Annotated in this window: 19 protein-coding genes and 1 tRNA gene; 10 read left to right on the forward strand and 10 right to left on the reverse strand. The window is 65.0% G+C overall.

All coding sequences use genetic code 11. From position 1 onward, the window contains the following. Positions 1–207, forward strand: a complete 207-nt coding sequence (locus ABC729_RS14625; protein ID WP_495608282.1) for a hypothetical protein — start codon at positions 1–3, stop codon at positions 205–207. A 12-nt stretch (positions 208–219) separates the two neighbouring features. Beyond that, positions 220–771: a DUF924 family protein gene (locus ABC729_RS14630; protein WP_495608283.1), complete on the forward strand. Its 552-nt coding sequence runs from the start codon at positions 220–222 to the stop codon at positions 769–771. Between the two features lie 13 nt (positions 772–784). Here the strand turns inward: ABC729_RS14630 and ABC729_RS14635 are convergent, their stop codons facing one another. The 4 genes from ABC729_RS14635 to ABC729_RS14650 are packed head-to-tail and all read right to left on the reverse strand — an operon-like array spanning position 785 to position 3400. Beyond that, positions 785–1840, reverse strand: coding sequence for a magnesium transporter CorA family protein (locus tag ABC729_RS14635; RefSeq protein ID WP_495608284.1), 1056 nt, complete (start codon positions 1838–1840; stop codon positions 785–787). Further along, positions 1837–2751 (reverse strand): bifunctional methylenetetrahydrofolate dehydrogenase/methenyltetrahydrofolate cyclohydrolase FolD, encoded by a 915-nt coding sequence (gene folD / locus ABC729_RS14640; RefSeq protein ID WP_495608285.1) that lies wholly within the window; start codon positions 2749–2751, stop codon positions 1837–1839. The genes ABC729_RS14635 and folD overlap by 4 nt, the downstream gene beginning before the upstream one ends. A 32-nt stretch (positions 2752–2783) precedes the next feature. Then, positions 2784–3107, reverse strand: a complete 324-nt coding sequence (locus ABC729_RS14645) for a DUF167 domain-containing protein (RefSeq protein ID WP_495608286.1) — start codon at positions 3105–3107, stop codon at positions 2784–2786. Then, the gene (locus ABC729_RS14650; protein WP_094454824.1) at positions 3107–3400 is read right to left on the reverse strand and encodes a YggT family protein; all 294 of its coding nucleotides are present in this window, start codon (positions 3398–3400) and stop codon (positions 3107–3109) included. Before ABC729_RS14650 ends, ABC729_RS14645 begins: the two co-directional genes overlap by 1 nt. Before the next feature lie 233 nt (positions 3401–3633). On the opposite strand from ABC729_RS14650, the gene ABC729_RS14655 reads away from it, so the two are divergent. The 3 genes from ABC729_RS14655 (at position 3634) to ABC729_RS14665 (ending at position 4862) form a co-directional block, all read left to right on the forward strand. Continuing rightward, positions 3634–3709, forward strand: a tRNA-Ala gene (locus ABC729_RS14655). Positions 3710–3822: 113 nt separating this feature from the next. After that, a complete protein-coding gene (locus ABC729_RS14660; RefSeq protein ID WP_495608287.1) occupies positions 3823–4176 on the forward strand; it encodes a hypothetical protein in 354 nt (117 codons plus the stop codon). Between the two features lie 176 nt (positions 4177–4352). After that, positions 4353–4862, forward strand: a complete 510-nt coding sequence (locus tag ABC729_RS14665) for a PAS domain-containing protein (protein WP_495608288.1) — start codon at positions 4353–4355, stop codon at positions 4860–4862. Between the two features lie 3 nt (positions 4863–4865). On the opposite strand, the gene ABC729_RS14670 is transcribed toward ABC729_RS14665, so the two are convergent. Both ABC729_RS14670 and ABC729_RS14675 read right to left on the reverse strand, forming a co-directional pair. Then, complete coding sequence (locus ABC729_RS14670) at positions 4866–5360, reverse strand: hypothetical protein (protein WP_495608289.1); 495 nt, start codon at positions 5358–5360, stop codon at positions 4866–4868. After that, positions 5357–7588, reverse strand: coding sequence for a S9 family peptidase (locus ABC729_RS14675; RefSeq protein ID WP_495608290.1), 2232 nt, complete (start codon positions 7586–7588; stop codon positions 5357–5359). Before ABC729_RS14675 ends, ABC729_RS14670 begins: the two co-directional genes overlap by 4 nt. Before the next feature lie 295 nt (positions 7589–7883). Here ABC729_RS14675 and ABC729_RS14680 point away from each other — a divergent pair, with 295 nt between their 5' ends. After that, positions 7884–9452, forward strand: a complete 1569-nt coding sequence (locus ABC729_RS14680) for a diguanylate cyclase (protein ID WP_495608291.1) — start codon at positions 7884–7886, stop codon at positions 9450–9452. Positions 9453–9467: 15 nt separating this feature from the next. Next, positions 9468–10139, forward strand: coding sequence for an HAD family hydrolase (locus ABC729_RS14685; protein ID WP_495608292.1), 672 nt, complete (start codon positions 9468–9470; stop codon positions 10137–10139). Positions 10140–10142: 3 nt separating this feature from the next. Here ABC729_RS14685 and ABC729_RS14690 read toward each other — a convergent pair whose 3' ends face one another. Together ABC729_RS14690 and ABC729_RS14695 are read right to left on the reverse strand one after the other, a co-directional pair. Then, entirely contained in the window at positions 10143–10361 is a 219-nt protein-coding gene (locus tag ABC729_RS14690; RefSeq protein ID WP_495608293.1) for a DUF1289 domain-containing protein, read from the reverse strand. Beyond that, positions 10358–11380: an NAD(P)/FAD-dependent oxidoreductase gene (locus tag ABC729_RS14695; protein WP_495608294.1), complete on the reverse strand. Its 1023-nt coding sequence runs from the start codon at positions 11378–11380 to the stop codon at positions 10358–10360. Before ABC729_RS14695 ends, ABC729_RS14690 begins: the two co-directional genes overlap by 4 nt. Before the next feature lie 174 nt (positions 11381–11554). Here ABC729_RS14695 and ABC729_RS14700 point away from each other — a divergent pair, with 174 nt between their 5' ends. Both ABC729_RS14700 and ABC729_RS14705 read left to right on the forward strand, forming a co-directional pair. Continuing rightward, positions 11555–13057 (forward strand): PAS domain-containing sensor histidine kinase, encoded by a 1503-nt coding sequence (locus ABC729_RS14700; protein WP_495608295.1) that lies wholly within the window; start codon positions 11555–11557, stop codon positions 13055–13057. 119 nt (positions 13058–13176) lie between these two features. After that, positions 13177–14877: an ABC transporter permease gene (locus tag ABC729_RS14705; protein WP_495608296.1), complete on the forward strand. Its 1701-nt coding sequence runs from the start codon at positions 13177–13179 to the stop codon at positions 14875–14877. Between the two features lie 52 nt (positions 14878–14929). On the opposite strand, the gene ABC729_RS14710 is transcribed toward ABC729_RS14705, so the two are convergent. Then, positions 14930–16327, reverse strand: a complete 1398-nt coding sequence (locus tag ABC729_RS14710) for an NAD(P)H-dependent flavin oxidoreductase (protein ID WP_495608297.1) — start codon at positions 16325–16327, stop codon at positions 14930–14932. Between the two features lie 171 nt (positions 16328–16498). Here ABC729_RS14710 and ABC729_RS14715 point away from each other — a divergent pair, with 171 nt between their 5' ends. Further along, entirely contained in the window at positions 16499–16915 is a 417-nt protein-coding gene (locus ABC729_RS14715; RefSeq protein WP_495608298.1) for a VOC family protein, read from the forward strand. A 55-nt stretch (positions 16916–16970) separates the two neighbouring features. Here the strand turns inward: ABC729_RS14715 and ABC729_RS14720 are convergent, their stop codons facing one another. After that, entirely contained in the window at positions 16971–17672 is a 702-nt protein-coding gene (locus tag ABC729_RS14720; protein ID WP_495608299.1) for a capsid assembly protein, read from the reverse strand. Between the last annotated feature and the right edge of the window lie 14 nt (positions 17673–17686).

The following is a 17686-nucleotide window of genomic DNA, read 5'->3' on the forward strand; positions in this document are numbered from 1 at the left end:
ATGAGCCGTTCACCCCGAAAGGGCCGTCGCGCCGCCGCTATGGGTCATTTGGCGCGCGGAAAGCTGCCGGTTCAGCCGCTCTCTCTTGAAATCGGCTCGCAAACCCTGGACATGGGCGCAGAAGGACTGCATCTCTTGTTCACGATCCAGGGCGACGAGCAGGCCGCCCTGACCCAGGCGCTGCGCCGTCTGGGGGCTGCGGCGTGACGGGAGGGGCCGATGCGGGCCAGTGACATCGACGGCGTGCTGGCTTTCTGGTTCCAGGAGGCGGGACCCGCCAAATGGTTCGGCGGCGGGCCGGAATTTGATGTGCAGGTGACGCACCGGCTTCTGCCCGCCCATCTGGCTGCCAGCAATGGTGATCTGACCGACTGGACGGAAAGCCCGGAAGGGGTGCTGGCGCTCTGTATCCTGTTGGATCAGGCACCGCGCAACATGTTCCGGGGCACGCCCCGCGCGTTCGCCACCGACCATGTGGCGCTGGCCATCGCCACCGACGCCATCGCCCGTGAACAGGATCTGATGCTTCCCAACGAACAGCGCCTGTTCATCTATCTGCCGTTCGAACATTCAGAACAGATCGAGGATCAGCGTCTGGCCGTGCGTCTGTTCGCCAACCGCACCCGTGACCCGACTTTGCTGGATTATGCCTGCCGCCATCTGGCGGTCATCGCCCAATATGGCCGGTTCCCCCACCGCAATGCCATTCTGGGCCGGGAAAGCACCCCGGAGGAACTGGCCTATCTCGCCATGCCGGGGTCGGGATTCTGACTCGGACCGGGGATTAGAGCCACCCGCGTTTGCGGAAGTACCAGAGTGGCAGGACAGCCGACAGCACCATCAGGCCCAGCGCCAGCGGATAGCCGAAGCTCCAGTCCAGTTCCGGCATATGTTCGAAATTCATGCCGTAAATGCTGGCCACCAGGGTCGGCGGCAGGAAGGCCACGGACGCGACCGAGAAAATCTTGATGATGTTGGTCTGCTGGATATTGATCACGCCCAGCGTGGCATCCAGCAGGAAGTTGGTCTGCATGGCCTGAAAGGCAGCATGTTCGACCAGCGAATGCACGTCGCGGCCAATGGTCTTCAGCCGCGATTTCTGTTCCTTGTTCATGCGCGGCCCGGCCACGGTGGTGGCGAAGGCCACCAGCCGTTCCAGCCCGGCCAGGCTGTCGCGTACCTTCTGTGTCAGGTCGCCGGCCCGGCCCACGGCGGTGATGACGGCGCGCATGGAGACGGTTGTGGGCGGGCGGCGGCGGACATGGCTGCGGTCCACCACCTGATGGCGCGGTGCCTTGGCCCCGTCCCGCGTGGCCAGCGCTTCCACCGTCCGGTCCTCATGATCGGCGAAGACGCGGTGCGACAGCCGGTCCAGATCCGCCGTGACCCGTTCCAGAACGTCGGCGGCCCGATCCACCACAGCCTCCAGCAGACCCAGGAATGCCTCCATCGCGCAGGTCACCAGTTCCGGCTGTTTCAGGGCGCGGGCCGCGAAGATGGCGAACCATAATGGCTCGGTAAATCGGATGGTGACCAGCCGGTCGGGCGCCAGCACGAAGGTCAGCAGACCGCGTTCCAGCGGGCCGGTGGCGGAGCGCACGATCACGGGCGTGGTCATGAACGCCACCTCCCCCTCGGTATAGAGGCGGGAGGAGGTTTCGATCTCGTTGATGTCTTCCAGCGTCGGCAGATCCACCGACAGCAGGGTGGAAACGGTCAGCCGTTCCATCTCGTCCGGGTGCAGCAGGTCCAGCCAGACCGTGCCCGGGGGAATGGCATCCCCCGGACCCACGGCCTGAGCCGTCAGGCCGCCAGCGTCCCGGACGTAAGCCGTAATCAAAGGCCGATCCCGGCGGGCAGGGGCACGTCGGCGCTGCGGCAAGCGGCGGTGACGGTATTGGCCAGCAGGCAGGCGATGGTCATCGGCCCCACTCCACCCGGCACCGGCGTGATGGCACCGGCCACCGACGCCGCCTCGGCGTAGCAGACATCGCCGACGATGCGGGTCTTGCCGGTGGCGGCAGCGGCGGGATCGCGGGCCGGGACGCGGTTAATGCCGACATCGATGACCACTGCCCCTTCCTTGATCCAGTCGCCCTTCACCATTTCCGGGCGGCCCACGGCGGCGACCAGGATATCGGCCTCCCGGCAGATGCCGGCCAGATCACGGGTGCGGGAATGGGCGACGGTCACGGTGCAATCGGCCTGCAACAGCAGCTGTGCCATGGGCTTGCCCACGATGTTGGATCGCCCCACGACAACGGCATGCATGCCGCGCAGGTCCTTGACCGTATCCTTCAGCAGCATCATGCAGCCCAGCGGCGTGCAGGGCACCAGGGAAGGCAGCCCGACCGACAGGCGACCGGCATTGACGACATGGAACCCGTCCACATCCTTGGCCGGATCAATGGCCGACAGCACGGCCTGGGCATCGATATGGCCGGGCAGGGGGAGCTGCACCAGGATGCCGTGGATCGATGGATCATTATTCAGCTGGTTGACCAGACGCAGCAGGTCGTCCTGGCTGGTGGCGGCGTCCAGCCGGTGGGTGACGGAATGCATGCCGGCTTCGCGGGTCTGTTCGCCCTTGTTGCGAACATAAATGGCGCTGGCCGGGTCCTCGCCCACCAGTACGACCGCCAGACCGGGGACCAGGGCATGGGTGGTGCGCAGCTGTTCCACGGCCTGCCCGATGCGTGCGCGCAAGCCGGCGGCGAAGCCCTTGCCATCGATGATGCGTGCCTCGGCCATATCCGGTCTCCCCGTTCGATCAACAAAAGTGGCTACAGCCCGCCCAGCCAGTCATTCAGCCGGGGCATCAGGGCCTCTGTCTCGCCGGCAACGAATAATATCTTTGACCGGTCCGTGCCACCCGCGACGACGCCGATGCTGCTTTTCGGAATTCGCCACGCTTTGGCCAGCAGTTCGATGATGGCGGCATTGGCCTTGCCATCCTCCGGCACGGCGGTGACCGCGATCTTCACCTGTTGCCGTCCGTCCGCCCCTTCCGCGACACCCTGCACCGCATTGCGGCTGGCACGGGGTGTGGCGCGCACGAATAAACGCACGCCGCCCTGGGCCGGTTCCAGCGGCGGCTTAACGTTCATCAAATGATCCCGTAATTCAGGATCAGCCGCTGAACGAACATCACGATCAGGATCAGCACCACCGGCGACAGATCAACGCCCCCCAGATTGGGCAGGACATTGCGGATGGGCCGCAGCGCCGGTTCCGTCAGCCGGTACAGCACGTCGGAGATCATATAGACGGCGCGGTTGCGGGTGTTCACCACATTGAAGGCGATCAGCCAGGACAGGATGGCCGAAATGATCAGCACCCAGACGTAAAGGTCCAGCGCCACATAAAGGATTTCGGCGATGGTGCGCAGCAGCGGGTCCATGTTCATCCCATGTCCGGTGGGCGGGCGGCGGATACCGGCCCGCATCTGTTTCAGGAACGTAATGTCGCGACCCCGCCCTGTCCACCCCTGCGCAGGTCCGCCGTGCGATGGGACCATGGGGCCATGCGCCGAAAGTCAGGCCTGCCTGTGATGGGAAGCTTGACAGGGCGGGGTGGGATCAGCATTATCCGCGCCACTTCGGGGGCCTGCCGGTCTGGCGGGTTCGATGGTGCGGGGCCGTAGCTCAGCTGGGAGAGCGTCGCGTTCGCAATGCGAAGGTCGGGAGTTCGATCCTCCTCGGCTCCACCATTCCTCCGGGTTTCCGATCAGACTTGATTTTCGGGTTCGGCAGATGCAGCGCTGTTCCGGCATAGCCGACCTGATATGCTGGCGTTCACGCCATGGGGCGGGAAGGCAACAGCATGCCCACTGAAATCCGGCACATCATCTTCACCAATGAAGAGGTGATCCGCGCGGTCGTGGAATATCACCGCCGTTCGGGTAACCCCCTGCCGTCGGGCAGCATCATCCGCCTGGAAGTGCAGACGGAGCCGCAGGTGCGCTGCGCCCTGCATATCGGGCTGGATGACGGGGCGCGGCAGCTGCATTGGGTGGACAATCCCACGCTGGCGGCCTGCCTGATCTTCTACTGCATCAATCAGCGCATCCCGCTGCCCACCAAATCGGCCAAGCAGCTGCATATGATGAACGACAAGGTCACCCTGGTCGTTCACAAGAATGCCCAGACCGACCGGGGCGGCGCGCGGGTGGCCTGATTTTGCGCCCTCAGTCGCCGGGCGGGCGCATCCGCGCCCTTGGCTTGCGCGCCTGTTCTGTTGCAGTGCGGTGAATATAGACAGGGCGCAGTGACGGGCGCACCATGCCTGCCACCCTTCACCATGGCGGTTCCAACCCCATGATTTCAGGCACGGCAAACCGGTCCGGCGATCCCATGTCTCCGCCCGCGGACACCGCACCCGCCCTGTTGCAACCCCTGCTGCCCTGGTGGCGCGCCCTGCCCCGGCAGGACGGGGCGATGCCCCTGTGGACCGGCGAGCTGGTCTTTGATCTGAAGCCCTGGCTGGGCCATCTGCTGATGGCGCGGTTCCCGCGTGACGGGTCGGGCGCGCACTACACGCTGTACGGGTCTGGGCTGGTGGAATTCACAGGCCGCGACCTGACGGGACGGGGCCTGCGCGATGCCAGCAAATCGCCGGGCTTCAAGCTGACCGCCGACAGCTATGTCACAACGCGGCAGACCGGCCGCGCGCATTGGAGCCGGGTGCGTGTCGACCTGCCGGGCGGGGACAAGGTGCGCTATGACCGGCTGCTGCTGCCCTTTGCCTGCGCCGATGGCGATGCCCGCGTGTTGGGTGCCATCCGCTTTGACCGCCGCCTGCCCCGGCATTGGGATGCCGACGATATGCAGTTGACGATCGAGCAGGAGGCGCTGCTGGCGTGACGGTCACAAATAATGACCCAACGACAGGAAATTTTCCTTTGTCGTGGCATCCACGGGCAGTTCCCGTTCAAGCACAAGTTCCGCCACACGGGCCGCGATGGCGTCGAAACCGGTGAGCTGGCTTTCGATGCTGTGGCGATGGCGGCCCGCCTGGATGGTCAGCTGCATCCAGCCACCGGACTTGTCTTTCTTCGTGGAATAATAGCGCAGCTTGACGCCCGTGATCTGGTCCCAGCGCAGGATGGCAGCCACGAAATTCGTCTGAAAGCCAAGCCCGTCAGATCGCAGGCTGTACTGCGCCTGCTGCCGGCCCAATGTCCGCAACCCCAGCCAGCCGAACAGAGCCGCCCCCGCCAGCAGCGGCACTGCCACGATCGGGTGGGCATCGAATCCGACCAGGGCGAGGGGGCCCAGCGTTACCGTCAAGCCCCCCGCCGCCCGCAAGCCATCGGCTTTCAGCGCATCTGCCGGATAGCGGCCGAACCCCGGTTCCGTCACTTTGACATCCCATGGGCGCGCAGGATGAAGGCCTGGGACAGGGCCACTTCCTTCAGCTTGTCAAAGCGACCGGTGGAGCCGCCATGGCCGGCACTCATCTCCGTCTTCAGCATCAGGACATTGTCGTCGGTCTTGTAGACGCGCAGCTTGGCCGCCCACTTGGCCGGTTCCCAATAGGTGACGCGGTAATCATTCAGCCCCGCCGTGATCAGGATCGGCGGATAGGGCCGCTTGGTCACATTGTCATAGGGGCTGTAGGTCTTCATGACATCGTAGATTTCCTTGATGTTGGGATTGCCCCATTCCGGGTAATCGCCCGTGGTCAAGGGCAGTGTGTCGTCGAACAGCGTGTTCAGCACATCGACGAAGGGCACATGCGCCACGGCCCCGGCGAACATGCCATCGGATGCCATGTTCAACACAGCGCCCATCAGGGTGCCGCCGGCGGACCCGCCCTCGATGCTGATCTGGCCGGGGCTGGTGTAACCCTGGGCCACCAGGAACTGCGCCACATCCAGGAAATCGTTGAAGGTGTTGGGTTTGTTGGTGAGGCGACCGGCATCATGCCAGGGACGACCCATCTCCTCGCCCCCGCGTATATGGGCGATGGCATAGACGAAGCCGCGATCCAGCAGGCCGATTCGGTTCGTGGAGAAGCCGGGTTCCATGGCGATGGAGTAGGAGCCATAGCCATAGAGATGCATCGGGGCCTTGCCATCCTTCTTCACATCCTTGCGATAGACGATGGAGACGGGGATCGGCGTGCCATCGCGCGCTGGGGCCATCAGCCGCTCGGACGTGTAAAGCGAGGGGTCATAACCGCTGGGGATCTCCTGCACCTTGCGCGTGGTCAGGGTGCGGGCCGTAAGGTCATAGTCGAACACGGTCGGCGGCGTCACCAAGGAGTGGTAACGCACGCGCAGGGTCCCCGTCTCATATTCCTCATTGTTCAGGCCGGAAACGGCGAAGGCGGCGTCGGGGAAGGCGATGGTGTGCGAGCCACCCTTGTTGTCCAGCACCCAGACCTGCTGCGTGCCGTCCTGCCGGCCAAACACCACCAGCCAATCCTTCAGCGCCAGCAGACCGGTCAGATATTGCCGGTCGCTGCCTGCCATCACCTCCGTCCAGGATTTCTCCGACCAGTCATTGATCGGGGTCTTCACCAGACGGAAATTCAGATGCTTGTCGTTGGACAGAATCCACAGGCTGTCGCCCTGGTCGGCCACGGAATAGAGATGGTTCTCACGACGCGGGATCACCGGCTTGGGCTGGGCTGTCGGGTTGTCGGACGGGATCAGCAGGGTTTCGGAGGAGACCAGCGTGCCCGACCCGATTTCAATAAAGCGGCCCGACTGGCTCTCCCCGATGCCGACCCACCAGGACGGGTCCTTTTCCTCATAGACCAGGGTGCCGGCATCGGCCTTAGCGCCAAGGGTGGTGCGCATCACTTGCTTGGGCCGCTGGCTTTCATCTTTGAGCACATAGAACAGGGTTTTGTTGTCGGCAGCCCAGACGACGGAACCCGAGGTGCCCGGGATCGGCTCGCCCACGAACTCCCCGGTCGTCAGGTCCTTCACGACGATGGTGAAGTTTTCCGAGCCATTGTCGTCGAAGCTGTAAGCGAGATAGCGACCGTCGGGGCTGGGCTCCAGCGCCTCGACATCATAGAAATCTTTGCCCTTGGCCAGCTCGTTCACATCCAGGATGGTCTTTTCAGATCCTTCCGCTTCACCCTTGGCGCGGCGCACGAAGGTGGGATGGTCCTGCCCGGCGGCAAAGCGGGACTGGTAGACATAGCCGCCCCTGGGATAGGGAACGCCCGTATCATCTTCCTTCACGCGGCCCTTCAGCTCGGCAAACAGGCTGGCGCGCAGGCCGTCTTCTTCCTTGCCCAGGACCGTGTCGGTATAGGCATTCTCCGCCTTCAGGTAATCCAGCACCTCGGCGTCGTCGACTTTGGGATAATCCTTGTCGCGCAGCCAGTCATAGGGGTCGATCCAGGTTTCGCCATGGCGCACATGCTCCACGGGCACCTGTTTGGCTACGGGCGGTGCGGGGAACAGGCTTTGGCGCAGTGGGGGCAGGGCGGCGGCGGTCACGGCGGGCATTTCGGCATGGTTCCTTGGCAAGGTCACATAGGCCAGGGTGGTGGCCCCGACCAGGGCGGCAAACAGGATCAGGATACCCGGCCGGCGTGGACCGCCCCCGGAATGATGGCCCGATGACATGTGCAAGACCCCGATTTGGTTGGCAATTGGGCGCAGGATAGGGCGAGGACCCGACAGCGCCAATGCTGAAATCCAGATGGACCCATCATTTAGGGCAGGCATCGGCCCCGGAAACGATTTATAGTGGTACCTAATATAGATCGCTGCCCGGTCCGGTCGCCGTTACAAGAACGGTCACCGGCTGGAGCGGCGTACACTTGTTTCAGACTGGTGTTCCACCAGCTTTATCCAGGAAGGTCTGCCCAACGGGGGGTGGACCGGTCGCGATGCGGCGGACGGAAAGCGGGGTCAGACCGTGGTTGATGACGATTTCCTGTTCGCGGAGGATGGCACCCTGAAGGGTGCGCCTGCTGCGCTGCCGGAAAGCCGTCAGCCGGACGGCCCACCCTGGCGCATCCTGATCGTTGATGATGATGAGGAGGTGCATTCCGTCACCCGTTATGCCCTGCGCAAGGTGCGGTTCCGCGACCGCCCCCTGGAAATGCTGTCCGCCTATTCGGCGGCACAGGCGCTGACCATGCTGGCGGCGGAGGCCAATGTCGCCCTGGTCCTGCTGGACGTGGTGATGGAGACGGATGATGCCGGTCTGCGCCTGGTCCGCGCCATCCGGGAGGATCTGGCCGATACGGCGGTCCGCATCATTCTGCGCACCGGGCAGCCGGGACAGGCGCCGGAAGAACGCGTGATCGTCGATTACGACGTCAATGATTACAAAGCCAAGACTGAGCTGACCTCGCAGAAGCTGTTCACGACGGTGATCGCGGCGCTGCGCGCTTATGACAGCATCACGACCATTGAGGCGAACCGCCGCGGCCTGCGCCGAATGATCGCGCTGGATGACCGGCTGCGCCCCGATATGGGGATCGAGGCCTATGCCCAGACGGTGCTGGAACAGGCTGGTCCCATCCTGGGTGCCAATGCCTGCGGTTTGGCCTGCGTCGTGGAAGGGGTGGAGGGCTGGTCCATCGGCGGCACCCGGTTCCGGCCCCTGGCCGCCACCGGTGCCTTTGCCGATATGCGTGACGTCCCCGCCAGCGGGGTGTTGCATGACCGGCTGTCCATGGCGCTGGCCGCAAAGCGGACGGGGGTGGAGGGGCGGACGGCCACGCTCTACATGCCCGGCCCGGATGGTGGTGCCTTCCTGGCCATTCTGGATTGCGACCGCCCGCTGTTGCCAGCGGATGCAGAGATGCTGGGCGTTCTGACGGCCAAGTTCGCGGGCGGGCTGGTCAATCTGGTCCTTTATGAACAGCTGAGTCAGGCCAATACCGACCTGCGCGCCTTGACCCAGACACTGGAACACCGGGTGGCCGAACGCACACGGGAACTGTCGGAGGCGAATGCCAAGCTGGAGACGCTGGCCAGCATCGACAGCCTGACGGGCATCCTGAACCGCCGCCGTTTCATGGAACTGGCAGAGGCGGAATGGGACCGGTGTACCCGTTATGCCCGGCCCTTCTCCCTGCTGCTGCTGGATCTGGATCAGTTCAAGCGCATTAATGACAGCCACGGCCATGCCGCCGGCGACACCGCCATCCGTGTGGCCGCCGAACGGGCGGGCAGCAGCCTGCGCACCACCGATTGTCTGGCCCGCTTCGGGGGCGAGGAATTGGTGGTGATGTTGCCGGAAACCGAGCTGCCGGCGGCCCTGCTGGCGGCGGAACGTATCCGCAGCGCCATCGGCACCCACCCCGTCCTGCATGAGGACAAGGCCATCCCGCTGACCACCAGCATCGGCGTTGCCTCCTGGCGCGGGGATACGGAAACGCTGGCCCAATTGCTGGACCGCGCCGATCAGGCGCTGTATCAGGCCAAGCAGATGGGCCGCAACCGGGTGGAAGCGTCCCGCGTCACCGTTTCCTGAAGGCGTTCATCGACCATGCCCCTGATCGCACCGGCCTTTCCACGGCCCCTGCACGCTGTTGTCTTCGACATGGACGGGTTGCTGATCGACACGGAACGCCATGTGCGTGAGGCGACGCTGGGTGCGGCACTGGATATCGGTCGGCCCATGGGCGATGATTTCTATGCTGGCATCATCGGCACGCCTTGGCCCGAGACTTTGGCCATGCTGAAGGATTATTTCGGCGGGCAGGACGGGTTCGACCGGTTCCGCGCCCATTTCGTTCCCCGGATGGAGGCGCTGCGCCAGGGGGTGGAGATGATGGTGGGCGTGGTGGAACTGCTGGACCATCTGGAGGCGCAGGGCATACCCAAGGCGGTGGCGACTTCCACGGGCCGGGAAAAGGCCGATGAACATCTGCGCCATGTCGGCATTCATCACCGGTTCGACGCCATCGTCACCCGCGACGATGTCACGCGCGGCAAGCCGCATCCCGAACCCTATCTGACGGCAGCAGCACTGCTGGGCGTTGATCCCACCCATTGCCTTGCGCTGGAGGACAGCCATAACGGCATCCGCTCCGCCCATGGGGCCGGCATGATGGCGGTGATGGTGCCCGACCTGCTACCCGCCACCGACGAGATGCGGGCGCTGGCCCTGCATGTGGCAGAAAGCCTGCATCAGGTACGTGGCATGCTGGTCGGGTGATGGTCACATCACCTCTCGCCGCTCCTCCGGCGGGGGGATGGGGCGGCCCAGGCGGGCCCAGACGGCGCGGCGTTCATCAGGCGTCATCACACCCCAGCGCATGATCTCTTCCAGCAGTCGCTTGCAGCCCAGACAGGCCTGTCGCTTGCGGTCCAGGTCGCAGCGGCGGATGCAGGGGCTGGGCACGTAATCATCGGGATCGGGCACCTGTACCTGGATCACCACCCTGCCCCTCCCATTGTTGCCGCCAGCCGTGCCCCGCTGACAAAGGCGGCCTCGGCCCGCGCCTCCAGGCACCAGTCACCGCAGGCCCCGATGCCCAGCGAGGCGTCCCAGAGGAACCCATCGGGCAGTGGCCTTGTCGGCAGGGCATAGCGCCAGCGATGGGCGCTGATCAAGGTGAGATCGCGGCTGATGCCCGTGGCGGCGCGGAAAGCCGGAAGCAGGGCGGCCGCCACGGCATCGGCCGCATCCTCCAGATGCCGGATGGACCAGTCGGGTGCGGCATGGGCGACAAAGCTGGCCCCACCGGCCCGCCCCGGCTTGGCCCCGTCATGGGCGATCCAGGACAGGGGCCGCCCCTCGCCCCCCGCCCCGGCGATGAAGGCGGCGTCCCAGCCCGGCAGGGCAGCTTGGTCAAAGCCCAGCATCAAGGCCCAGCAGGGGGCCATCACCGCCTCACCGGCGCGGGCGGCGAGGGCGGGGGCGACAGGCGACAGCAGATCCACGGCCTGGGGCGACGGTACCGCGATGACGATGCCGGCGAACGGTCCCTCCACCGCCCCATCCTCCATCCGCAGGGACCAATCGCCTGGACCACCCGTGATGGACAGGGCACGGCGGTTGAAGCGGGGGCGGGCCGCGTCGGGCAGGCGGGCGATCAAGCCCTGGATGATGCCGTTCATGCCGGGCAGACCCACGAACCGTTGCACCGGATGCGGTTCCACCCCGCCTTCCACCGTCAGGCGGACCACGTGCCCGTCCCAGATCGCGGCATAGCCATCGGCGATCAACCCGTCCATGACACGGCGCAGGCCCGCGTCGCGCACCGTCAGATACTGCCCGCCATGGTCAAAGCGCCAGCCATCAGCCCGGCGCGTGGACAGACGCCCACCCGGTCCCCGCCCCTTGTCGAACAGGGCGACGGGCACCCCCCGTTCCGTCAGCGACAGAGCCGCCGACAGGCCGGCAAGGCCGGCACCGATGATGGCAATGGGAAGGGCTGGAACGGCGTTCTGCATGATGGTTCCGGTCTGCGGGTCAGGCTGCGGTGCCAGATGGGGTGACGTCGCCGCCTGTCCAGTGCGGGGCGGCGAGATTCTGTGCATCTATTGCCCATACTATGCTTGTGCGTCATGGCACCAGGGAGCACGGAATGGTAACAATAATCCATTCCTTGAGGCCGCGAGCAGGCGATGGACGTCACGACCGGCGCAGAACGGCCCCCTACCCCACCGGACCGCCTTCGGGCGCGCTATCCGGTCCTGTCCCCCTGGCTGGCCTTGCCGCTAGCCCTGGCGGGGATTATTGCGCTTGCCATCACGCTGCTGCGGCCGGAAGCGGCCCTGCCGGCGGGCGTCAGCCCGTGGCAGCCGGTGGCCCTGGCCTGTGCGGGACTGGCGGTCCTGCTGCTGCTGGCCGTCATCATTCATGCCGCCTGTCAGCAGCGATCCCACGCCATCCGCGAACGTCAGGAACTGCGTGACGCCAATGCGGCCCTGGTGGCCCAGGTGACCCGTCAGCAGGCGGTGCTGGATCGGCTGGACCTGTCGGAACGTAAATATCGCGAGATTTACGAGACGGCGATGGAGGGCATGTTCACCATCGACATTGCCGGTCGTTTCCTGTCTGCCAATCCCGCCCTGCTGACCATGCTGCGCTATGACAGCCTGGAACAGCTGCAGGCGGAGGTGCAGGACGCCACCGTCAGTTTCTACATGGATCAGCAGAACCGGGAGGCCATCACCCAGGCGCTGCTGGCGCAGGAGGAGGTGGGCAGCGTGCCCGTCGAACTGCGCCGCCGTGACGGGGAAGGATTCTGGGTCGCCATATCTGCTCGCATTATCCGCAATGCCGATGGCAAGGCCGTGGCCTTCCAGGGTAGCGTGCGGGACATCACGCAGTGGCGTCGCGACCGCAAGGCTCTGGAAGCTGCATTGGACGCCGCCGAAATGGCCAACCGCGCCAAGTCGGAATTCCTGGCCAATATGACGCATGAACTGCGCACGCCGCTGAACGCCATCATCGGCTTTTCAGAGATCATCGCGACCGAGGCCATGGGGCCGATGGGCCAGCCCGCCTATCGCGAATATGCCCATGATGTGCATGACAGCGGCCAGATGCTGCTGTCGCTGATCAACGACATCCTGGACCTGTCGAAAATCCAGGCCGGTAAGAAGGAATTGTCGGAGAAGCTGGTGGATATCCCCCGTCTGATCCGGTCCAGCATGCGCCTTGTCGCCGAACGCGCCGACAAGGGCGGGGTGCTGTTGGAGACCGAGATGGAGGCGGAATTGCCGCCCGTGCGCGCCGACGAGGTGGCGTTGAAGCAGATCCTGTCTAACCTTCTGTCCAATGCTGTGAAATTTACGCCCAGCGGCGGCAAGGTCATCTGCGGCGCGCGGGTGGAGACGGATGGCGGCATGTCGCTCTATGTCCGCGACAATGGCATCGGCATGCGGGAGGAAGATATCGCCACCGCCATGGAGCCGTTCCGCCAGATTGAGGGCAGCCATTCCCGCTCCGCCGGTGGTGTCGGCCTGGGCCTGCCGCTGGTCCTGGCGCTGGCCCGCCTGCATGGCGGCGACGCTCGGCTGGAAAGCACCATTGATGTTGGCACCACCGTTACCGTCACCCTGCCGCCCGCGCGCGTGCAGGCCATGCCGCTGGCCTTCCTGCGCTCCGTCATTCCGGCTTGATGCTGTGCCCTTTGATCCCATGACAGGGCCATGAGAAGGGGGCGGGCAATGCCGCGTCGGAAAGGCGCATCTGCGTCGTCAGCCATTGCGAGCGTTTCGCAGGGGTGGGACAACAGGGGATGACACAGCACGCCCTGACCGATCCCGTCCGCCCGTTGCCCGCCCTGGCCGCCGCCTGGCGCCGCTACCTGCCCAGCGGCTGGACCCTGGTGGTCCTGGCCATCGCACTGGGTGTGGCGCTGCCGGTGCTGATCGTGGGGAGCCGGGTCTTCGTCTCCTCCAACGGGGTCTGGACGCATCTGGCGAATACGGTTCTGTGGACCTATGTCAGCAACACCTTGATGCTGGCCGGCGGAGTGGCGGTGGGCGTGTCCATCATCGGGGTGGGTACGGCCTGGCTGGTCACCATGTGCCGGTTTCCGGGGCAGCGCTGGCTGGAATGGGCGCTGCTGCTGCCCATGGCGGTGCCGGCCTATGTGATGGCCTATACCTATACCGACCTGTTGCAGTTCGTGGGGCCGGTACAGACGGCGCTGCGCGACCTGTTCGGCTGGCGACGGGCCGATTACTGGTTCCCGGATATTCGCTCCCTGGGTGGAGCCATCGCGGTCCTGTCCTTTGTCCTGTACCCCTATGTCTATCTGCTGGCCCGCGCCGCCTTTCTGGAACAGTCGGTCTGTGTGCTGGAGGTGGCACGCACGCTGGGGGCAGGGGCTTGGCGCAGCTTTGCACGCGTGGCCCTGCCGCTGGCCCGTCCTGCCATCGCCGCCGGTCTGGCGCTATCGATGATGGAGGTGCTGGCCGATTTCGGGACCGTGCAATATTTCGCCGTCGATACCTTTACCACCGGCATTTACCGCACCTGGTTCGCCATGGGGGAACCGGTGGCGGCGGCACAGCTGGCCTCTGTCCTGATGCTGTTCGTCATGGCGCTGGTGGTGATGGAACGGACCAGCCGGGGACGGGCGCGATATTTCCATTCCACGGGCCGGTACCGGGTGCTCCCATCCTACCGGCTGCGGGGCGTGCGGGCGGGGGCGGCGCTGGCCGCCTGCCTGACGCCGCTGCTGCTGGGTTTTGTCGTGCCGGTGGTCCTGCTGGCCCACATGGCCGTGACGGCGGGGGACAGTTTGTTCGCGACCAGTTTCCGGCAACTGGCGGGCAATTCCTTTATCCTGGCCGGCATCACGTCGGTTCTGGCCGTGGCGCTGGCCGCCCTGGTCGCCTATGGGCTGCGGCTACGGCCCACACCGGTGCTGAAGGGGGCGGCACGGGTGGCGGCCATGGGCTATGCCGTGCCGGGCAGCGTCATCGCCGTCGGTATCCTGATCCCCGCCGCCCATGTCGATAATGCCCTGGACGGGTTCATGCGCGGCCAATTCGGCCTATCGACGGGGTTGATCCTGTCGGGCACCATCGTGGCCATCATCTATGCCTATCTGGTGCGGTTCCTGGCCGTGTCCTTCAACACGGTTGAGGCCAGCCTGTCCAAGATCCGCCCCACCCTGGATCAGGCGGCCCGCATCCTGGGGCAGACGCCGGGCAAGACCCTGCTGAAGGTCCACACGCCCATCATGCGCGGCAGCCTGCTGACAGCGGCCCTGCTGGTCTTTGTCGATGTCATGAAGGAACTGCCGGCCACGATGATCGTGCGGCCTTTCAATTTCGACACGCTGGCGGTGCGCGTTTATACGCTGGCCAGCGATGAGCGGCTGGCAGAGGCCAGCACGCCGGCACTTGCCATTGTCGCCGTCGGTATCATCCCGGTGATCCTGCTGTCCCGCGCCATCGCGGAAAGCCGACCAGGGAACGAGGGCTGAAACAAAAAACCCCACCGCAGGGCGGTGGGGTTTTTGCGGGGACAGGTTCCGATTACTTGCCCGTGAGAATGCGGTCCACCAGTTCCTTCACCGTGGGTACAAAGCCATTGGCGTACCAGGGGTCCTGGGCGAAGCGATAGGCATTGTGGCCGGCGAACATCAGCTGATGCTCGCAATCATCCGAATGGCTGATGTTCTGCAAGGTCTTCTGGATGCAGAAGGAACGCGGATCGGCGCGGCGGCCCGTGGTGCCTTCCTCATTCTGTGACCAGTTGGAGAAGGCGCAGGCCGACAGGCAGCCCATGCAATCCACCTGATCCTTCAGGATGGTGCGGGCATTGTCGGGCGTCACGAAGACCAGGGTCGTGTCCGGGGTCTTCAGCGCCTGGGTATAGCCCTCTGCCACCCAGCCTTCGGCATGCGCCTTGTCGGCGGCGGTCAGATAGACGGGGCGACCACGCGGGCCGATGGCGAATTCCACCGTCAGCTCGCCCACCGGCTCCGTTGCAAAGGCCACCTGCCGTTCGGACCGCAGGCGCAGATCCTCCAGGAACGGGTTGCGCACGGCGGACGAGTAAAATCCCGTGGGGGAGAATTTGTTCAGATAAACATCACCCGCCTTCAGGGTGAGAAGCTTCTGCTTCCAGGCGTCCGAAATCGGGCTTTCCTTGGTCAGCAGCGGGCGCGTGCCGAACTGGAACGCGATCGGGCCGATTTCGGGATTGTCCAGCCAGTGATCCCATTCCTCCAGCCACCAGACACCGCCCGCCATGACGATGGGAGTCTCGGTCAGGCCGAAACTGTTCATCATCTGGCGCAGGGCCGCGACGCGGGGATAGGGATCTTCCGGCTTCTGCGGGTCCTCGCTGTTGGACAGGCCGTTATGGCCACCGGCCAGCCACGGGTCCTCATAGACCACGCCGCCCAGATTGCTGGGGAACTTGTTATAGGCGCGCAGCCACAGGGCGCGGAAGGCGCGGGCCGAGCTGACGATGGGATAGTAATGCACGCCGTGGCGCACGGCGATTTCCGCCACGCGATAAGGCATGCCCGCCCCGCAGGTCACGCCATGGACCAGACCCTTGGCCCCTTCCAGGATGCCTTCCAGAATCTCCTCAGCCCCGCCCATTTCCCACAGCACATTCACATGCAGACGGCCATTGCCGTTCGATATTTCATGCGCGATACGGGCCTGGGTGACGCCGCCCTTGATGCCATAGGCGATCAGTTCATGGTGGCGTTCGCGGCGGGTGCGGGTGTGATAGACCTGCGTGACCGGGTTGCCATCTTCGTCATAGGTATCGGCATTGACGCCGGAGAAGGTGCCGATGCCGCCGGCGGCGGCCCAGGCCCCCGCACTTTGCCCATTCGATACGGCGATGCCTTTCCCACCTTCGACCAGGGGCAGCACTTCCTTACCGGACATGAACAGGGGCTTCAGCGCCTTCACCGTACTTCCTCCGAAAAACCAAGCTTCACCCAGCCCCGCCACCATGCAGGCTGCGGAATCACAACGGGTGCATATAGGAAAAGATATCGGAGCGAAAGAGGGGGGTGGCAAGCGGGGGCAGATTATGTTGACGTAACGGAAGGTCATAAGGATAGCAGCGGGGGCAAAGCCATGTCGGAACAGGACCGTAACGGGCAGGTCACGCCCTGTCTGCGCTATCGCGACGCGCCCGCCGCCATCGCCTGGCTGGTCCGGGTTCTGGGCTTTGCTGAACAGCTTGTGGTGCCGGGCGAGGATGGCGGCATCACCCATGCCCAGCTGGTGCTGGGCCAGGGCATGGTGATGCTGGGCAGCGACCGGGAGGATATTTACGGGTTCCGCGCCCCCGGCCCCGACGGGGCGGGCGCTGCGCTGAACTGTTTCATCATCACCGATATCGATGCCGCCTATGCCCGTGCCGGGGCGGCGGGGGAAAAGGCGCTGGAAGGCGGGATCATTGACACGCCCTACGGGTCGCGCGCCTTCACCCTGCGCGACCCGGAAGGCCATCTCTGGCACCTGGGAACCTACGATCCCTGGAAAAGCTAGCTTTTCAGTTCCTCAAGCGCCGGTGCTGTTTCCGGCCAACCGGAAACTGCTCAAATTACCCGCCATAGGCGCGACGGAAGCCCTCGGTCACCTTGGCGATGAAGCTGGGGTCGCGGTCGCGCCAGTAGCGGGGGTCGGCGATCATGCGGTTCAGGTCGCCCGGCCCGTCGCCACCGCCCTCGCCCGCGCCGGGGCGCAGCACCTTGGGCTCCCCGCCGCCATCGGCCATCAGCCGGTGCAGCGCCATCACCCCATCCGCCGTGCCCGACAGGGCTGACAGAAGCGGAGCCGGCAGGTTGCGCTGTCCCCAGGCCAGCATCTGGCCCGACAGGTCGCGCCATTTCTCCTCGCCCCCGAAATGGCCAATCAGCTTTTCCAACTCCGCCTCCGCCTGATAGCCCTCCGCCATCTCCTGCAACAGCGGCAACAGCTTTTCGGCGGCCAGATCATAGAGAAGCTGTGCCTGTTCGGGCGTGTAACCGGCGCCATGCAGGCGGGCATTGATCGCCGTATCCGGTTCGAACAGGCCATGGTCACAGCGGATGCAATATTCATCGGCACTGGCCGGCACGCCCAGCAGCGACAGGGCCTTGGCCTTCTCCGCCGCCGGGTCGGGCGGGCTGGACAATTTGTGCTCCAGTTCCTGATAGGATTTCAGCAGGGCATCGACGCGGATGGCGCCCGCGTCCGGGTCCCAGAATTTCACGGGCACATGGTCAGGACGGGCGGGAGTTTCGGTGGTCTGGGTTATGTCCATGATGGGTTCCTTAT

Source organism: Niveispirillum sp. CC-CTL257 (assembly GCF_059489915.1).

Bases quoted from the DNA above. Each gene is read 5' to 3' on its own strand.
- ABC729_RS14625 (WP_495608282.1), top strand. From the start codon at position 1: ATGAGCCGTTCACCCCGAAAGGGCCGTCGCGCCGCCGCTATGGGTCAT.
- ABC729_RS14630 (WP_495608283.1), top strand. From the start codon at position 220: ATGCGGGCCAGTGACATCGACGGCGTGCTGGCTTTCTGGTTCCAGGAG.
- folD (WP_495608285.1), bottom strand. From the start codon at position 2,751: ATGGCCGAGGCACGCATCATCGATGGCAAGGGCTTCGCCGCCGGCTTG.
- ABC729_RS14645 (WP_495608286.1), bottom strand. From the start codon at position 3,107: ATGAACGTTAAGCCGCCGCTGGAACCGGCCCAGGGCGGCGTGCGTTTA.
- ABC729_RS14650 (WP_094454824.1), bottom strand. From the start codon at position 3,400: ATGGACCCGCTGCTGCGCACCATCGCCGAAATCCTTTATGTGGCGCTG.
- ABC729_RS14660 (WP_495608287.1), top strand. From the start codon at position 3,823: ATGCCCACTGAAATCCGGCACATCATCTTCACCAATGAAGAGGTGATC.
- ABC729_RS14665 (WP_495608288.1), top strand. From the start codon at position 4,353: ATGTCTCCGCCCGCGGACACCGCACCCGCCCTGTTGCAACCCCTGCTG.
- ABC729_RS14675 (WP_495608290.1), bottom strand. From the start codon at position 7,588: ATGTCATCGGGCCATCATTCCGGGGGCGGTCCACGCCGGCCGGGTATC.
- ABC729_RS14685 (WP_495608292.1), top strand. From the start codon at position 9,468: ATGCCCCTGATCGCACCGGCCTTTCCACGGCCCCTGCACGCTGTTGTC.
- ABC729_RS14695 (WP_495608294.1), bottom strand. From the start codon at position 11,380: ATGCAGAACGCCGTTCCAGCCCTTCCCATTGCCATCATCGGTGCCGGC.
- ABC729_RS14700 (WP_495608295.1), top strand. From the start codon at position 11,555: ATGGACGTCACGACCGGCGCAGAACGGCCCCCTACCCCACCGGACCGC.
- ABC729_RS14705 (WP_495608296.1), top strand. From the start codon at position 13,177: ATGACACAGCACGCCCTGACCGATCCCGTCCGCCCGTTGCCCGCCCTG.
- ABC729_RS14715 (WP_495608298.1), top strand. From the start codon at position 16,499: ATGTCGGAACAGGACCGTAACGGGCAGGTCACGCCCTGTCTGCGCTAT.
- ABC729_RS14720 (WP_495608299.1), bottom strand. From the start codon at position 17,672: ATGGACATAACCCAGACCACCGAAACTCCCGCCCGTCCTGACCATGTG.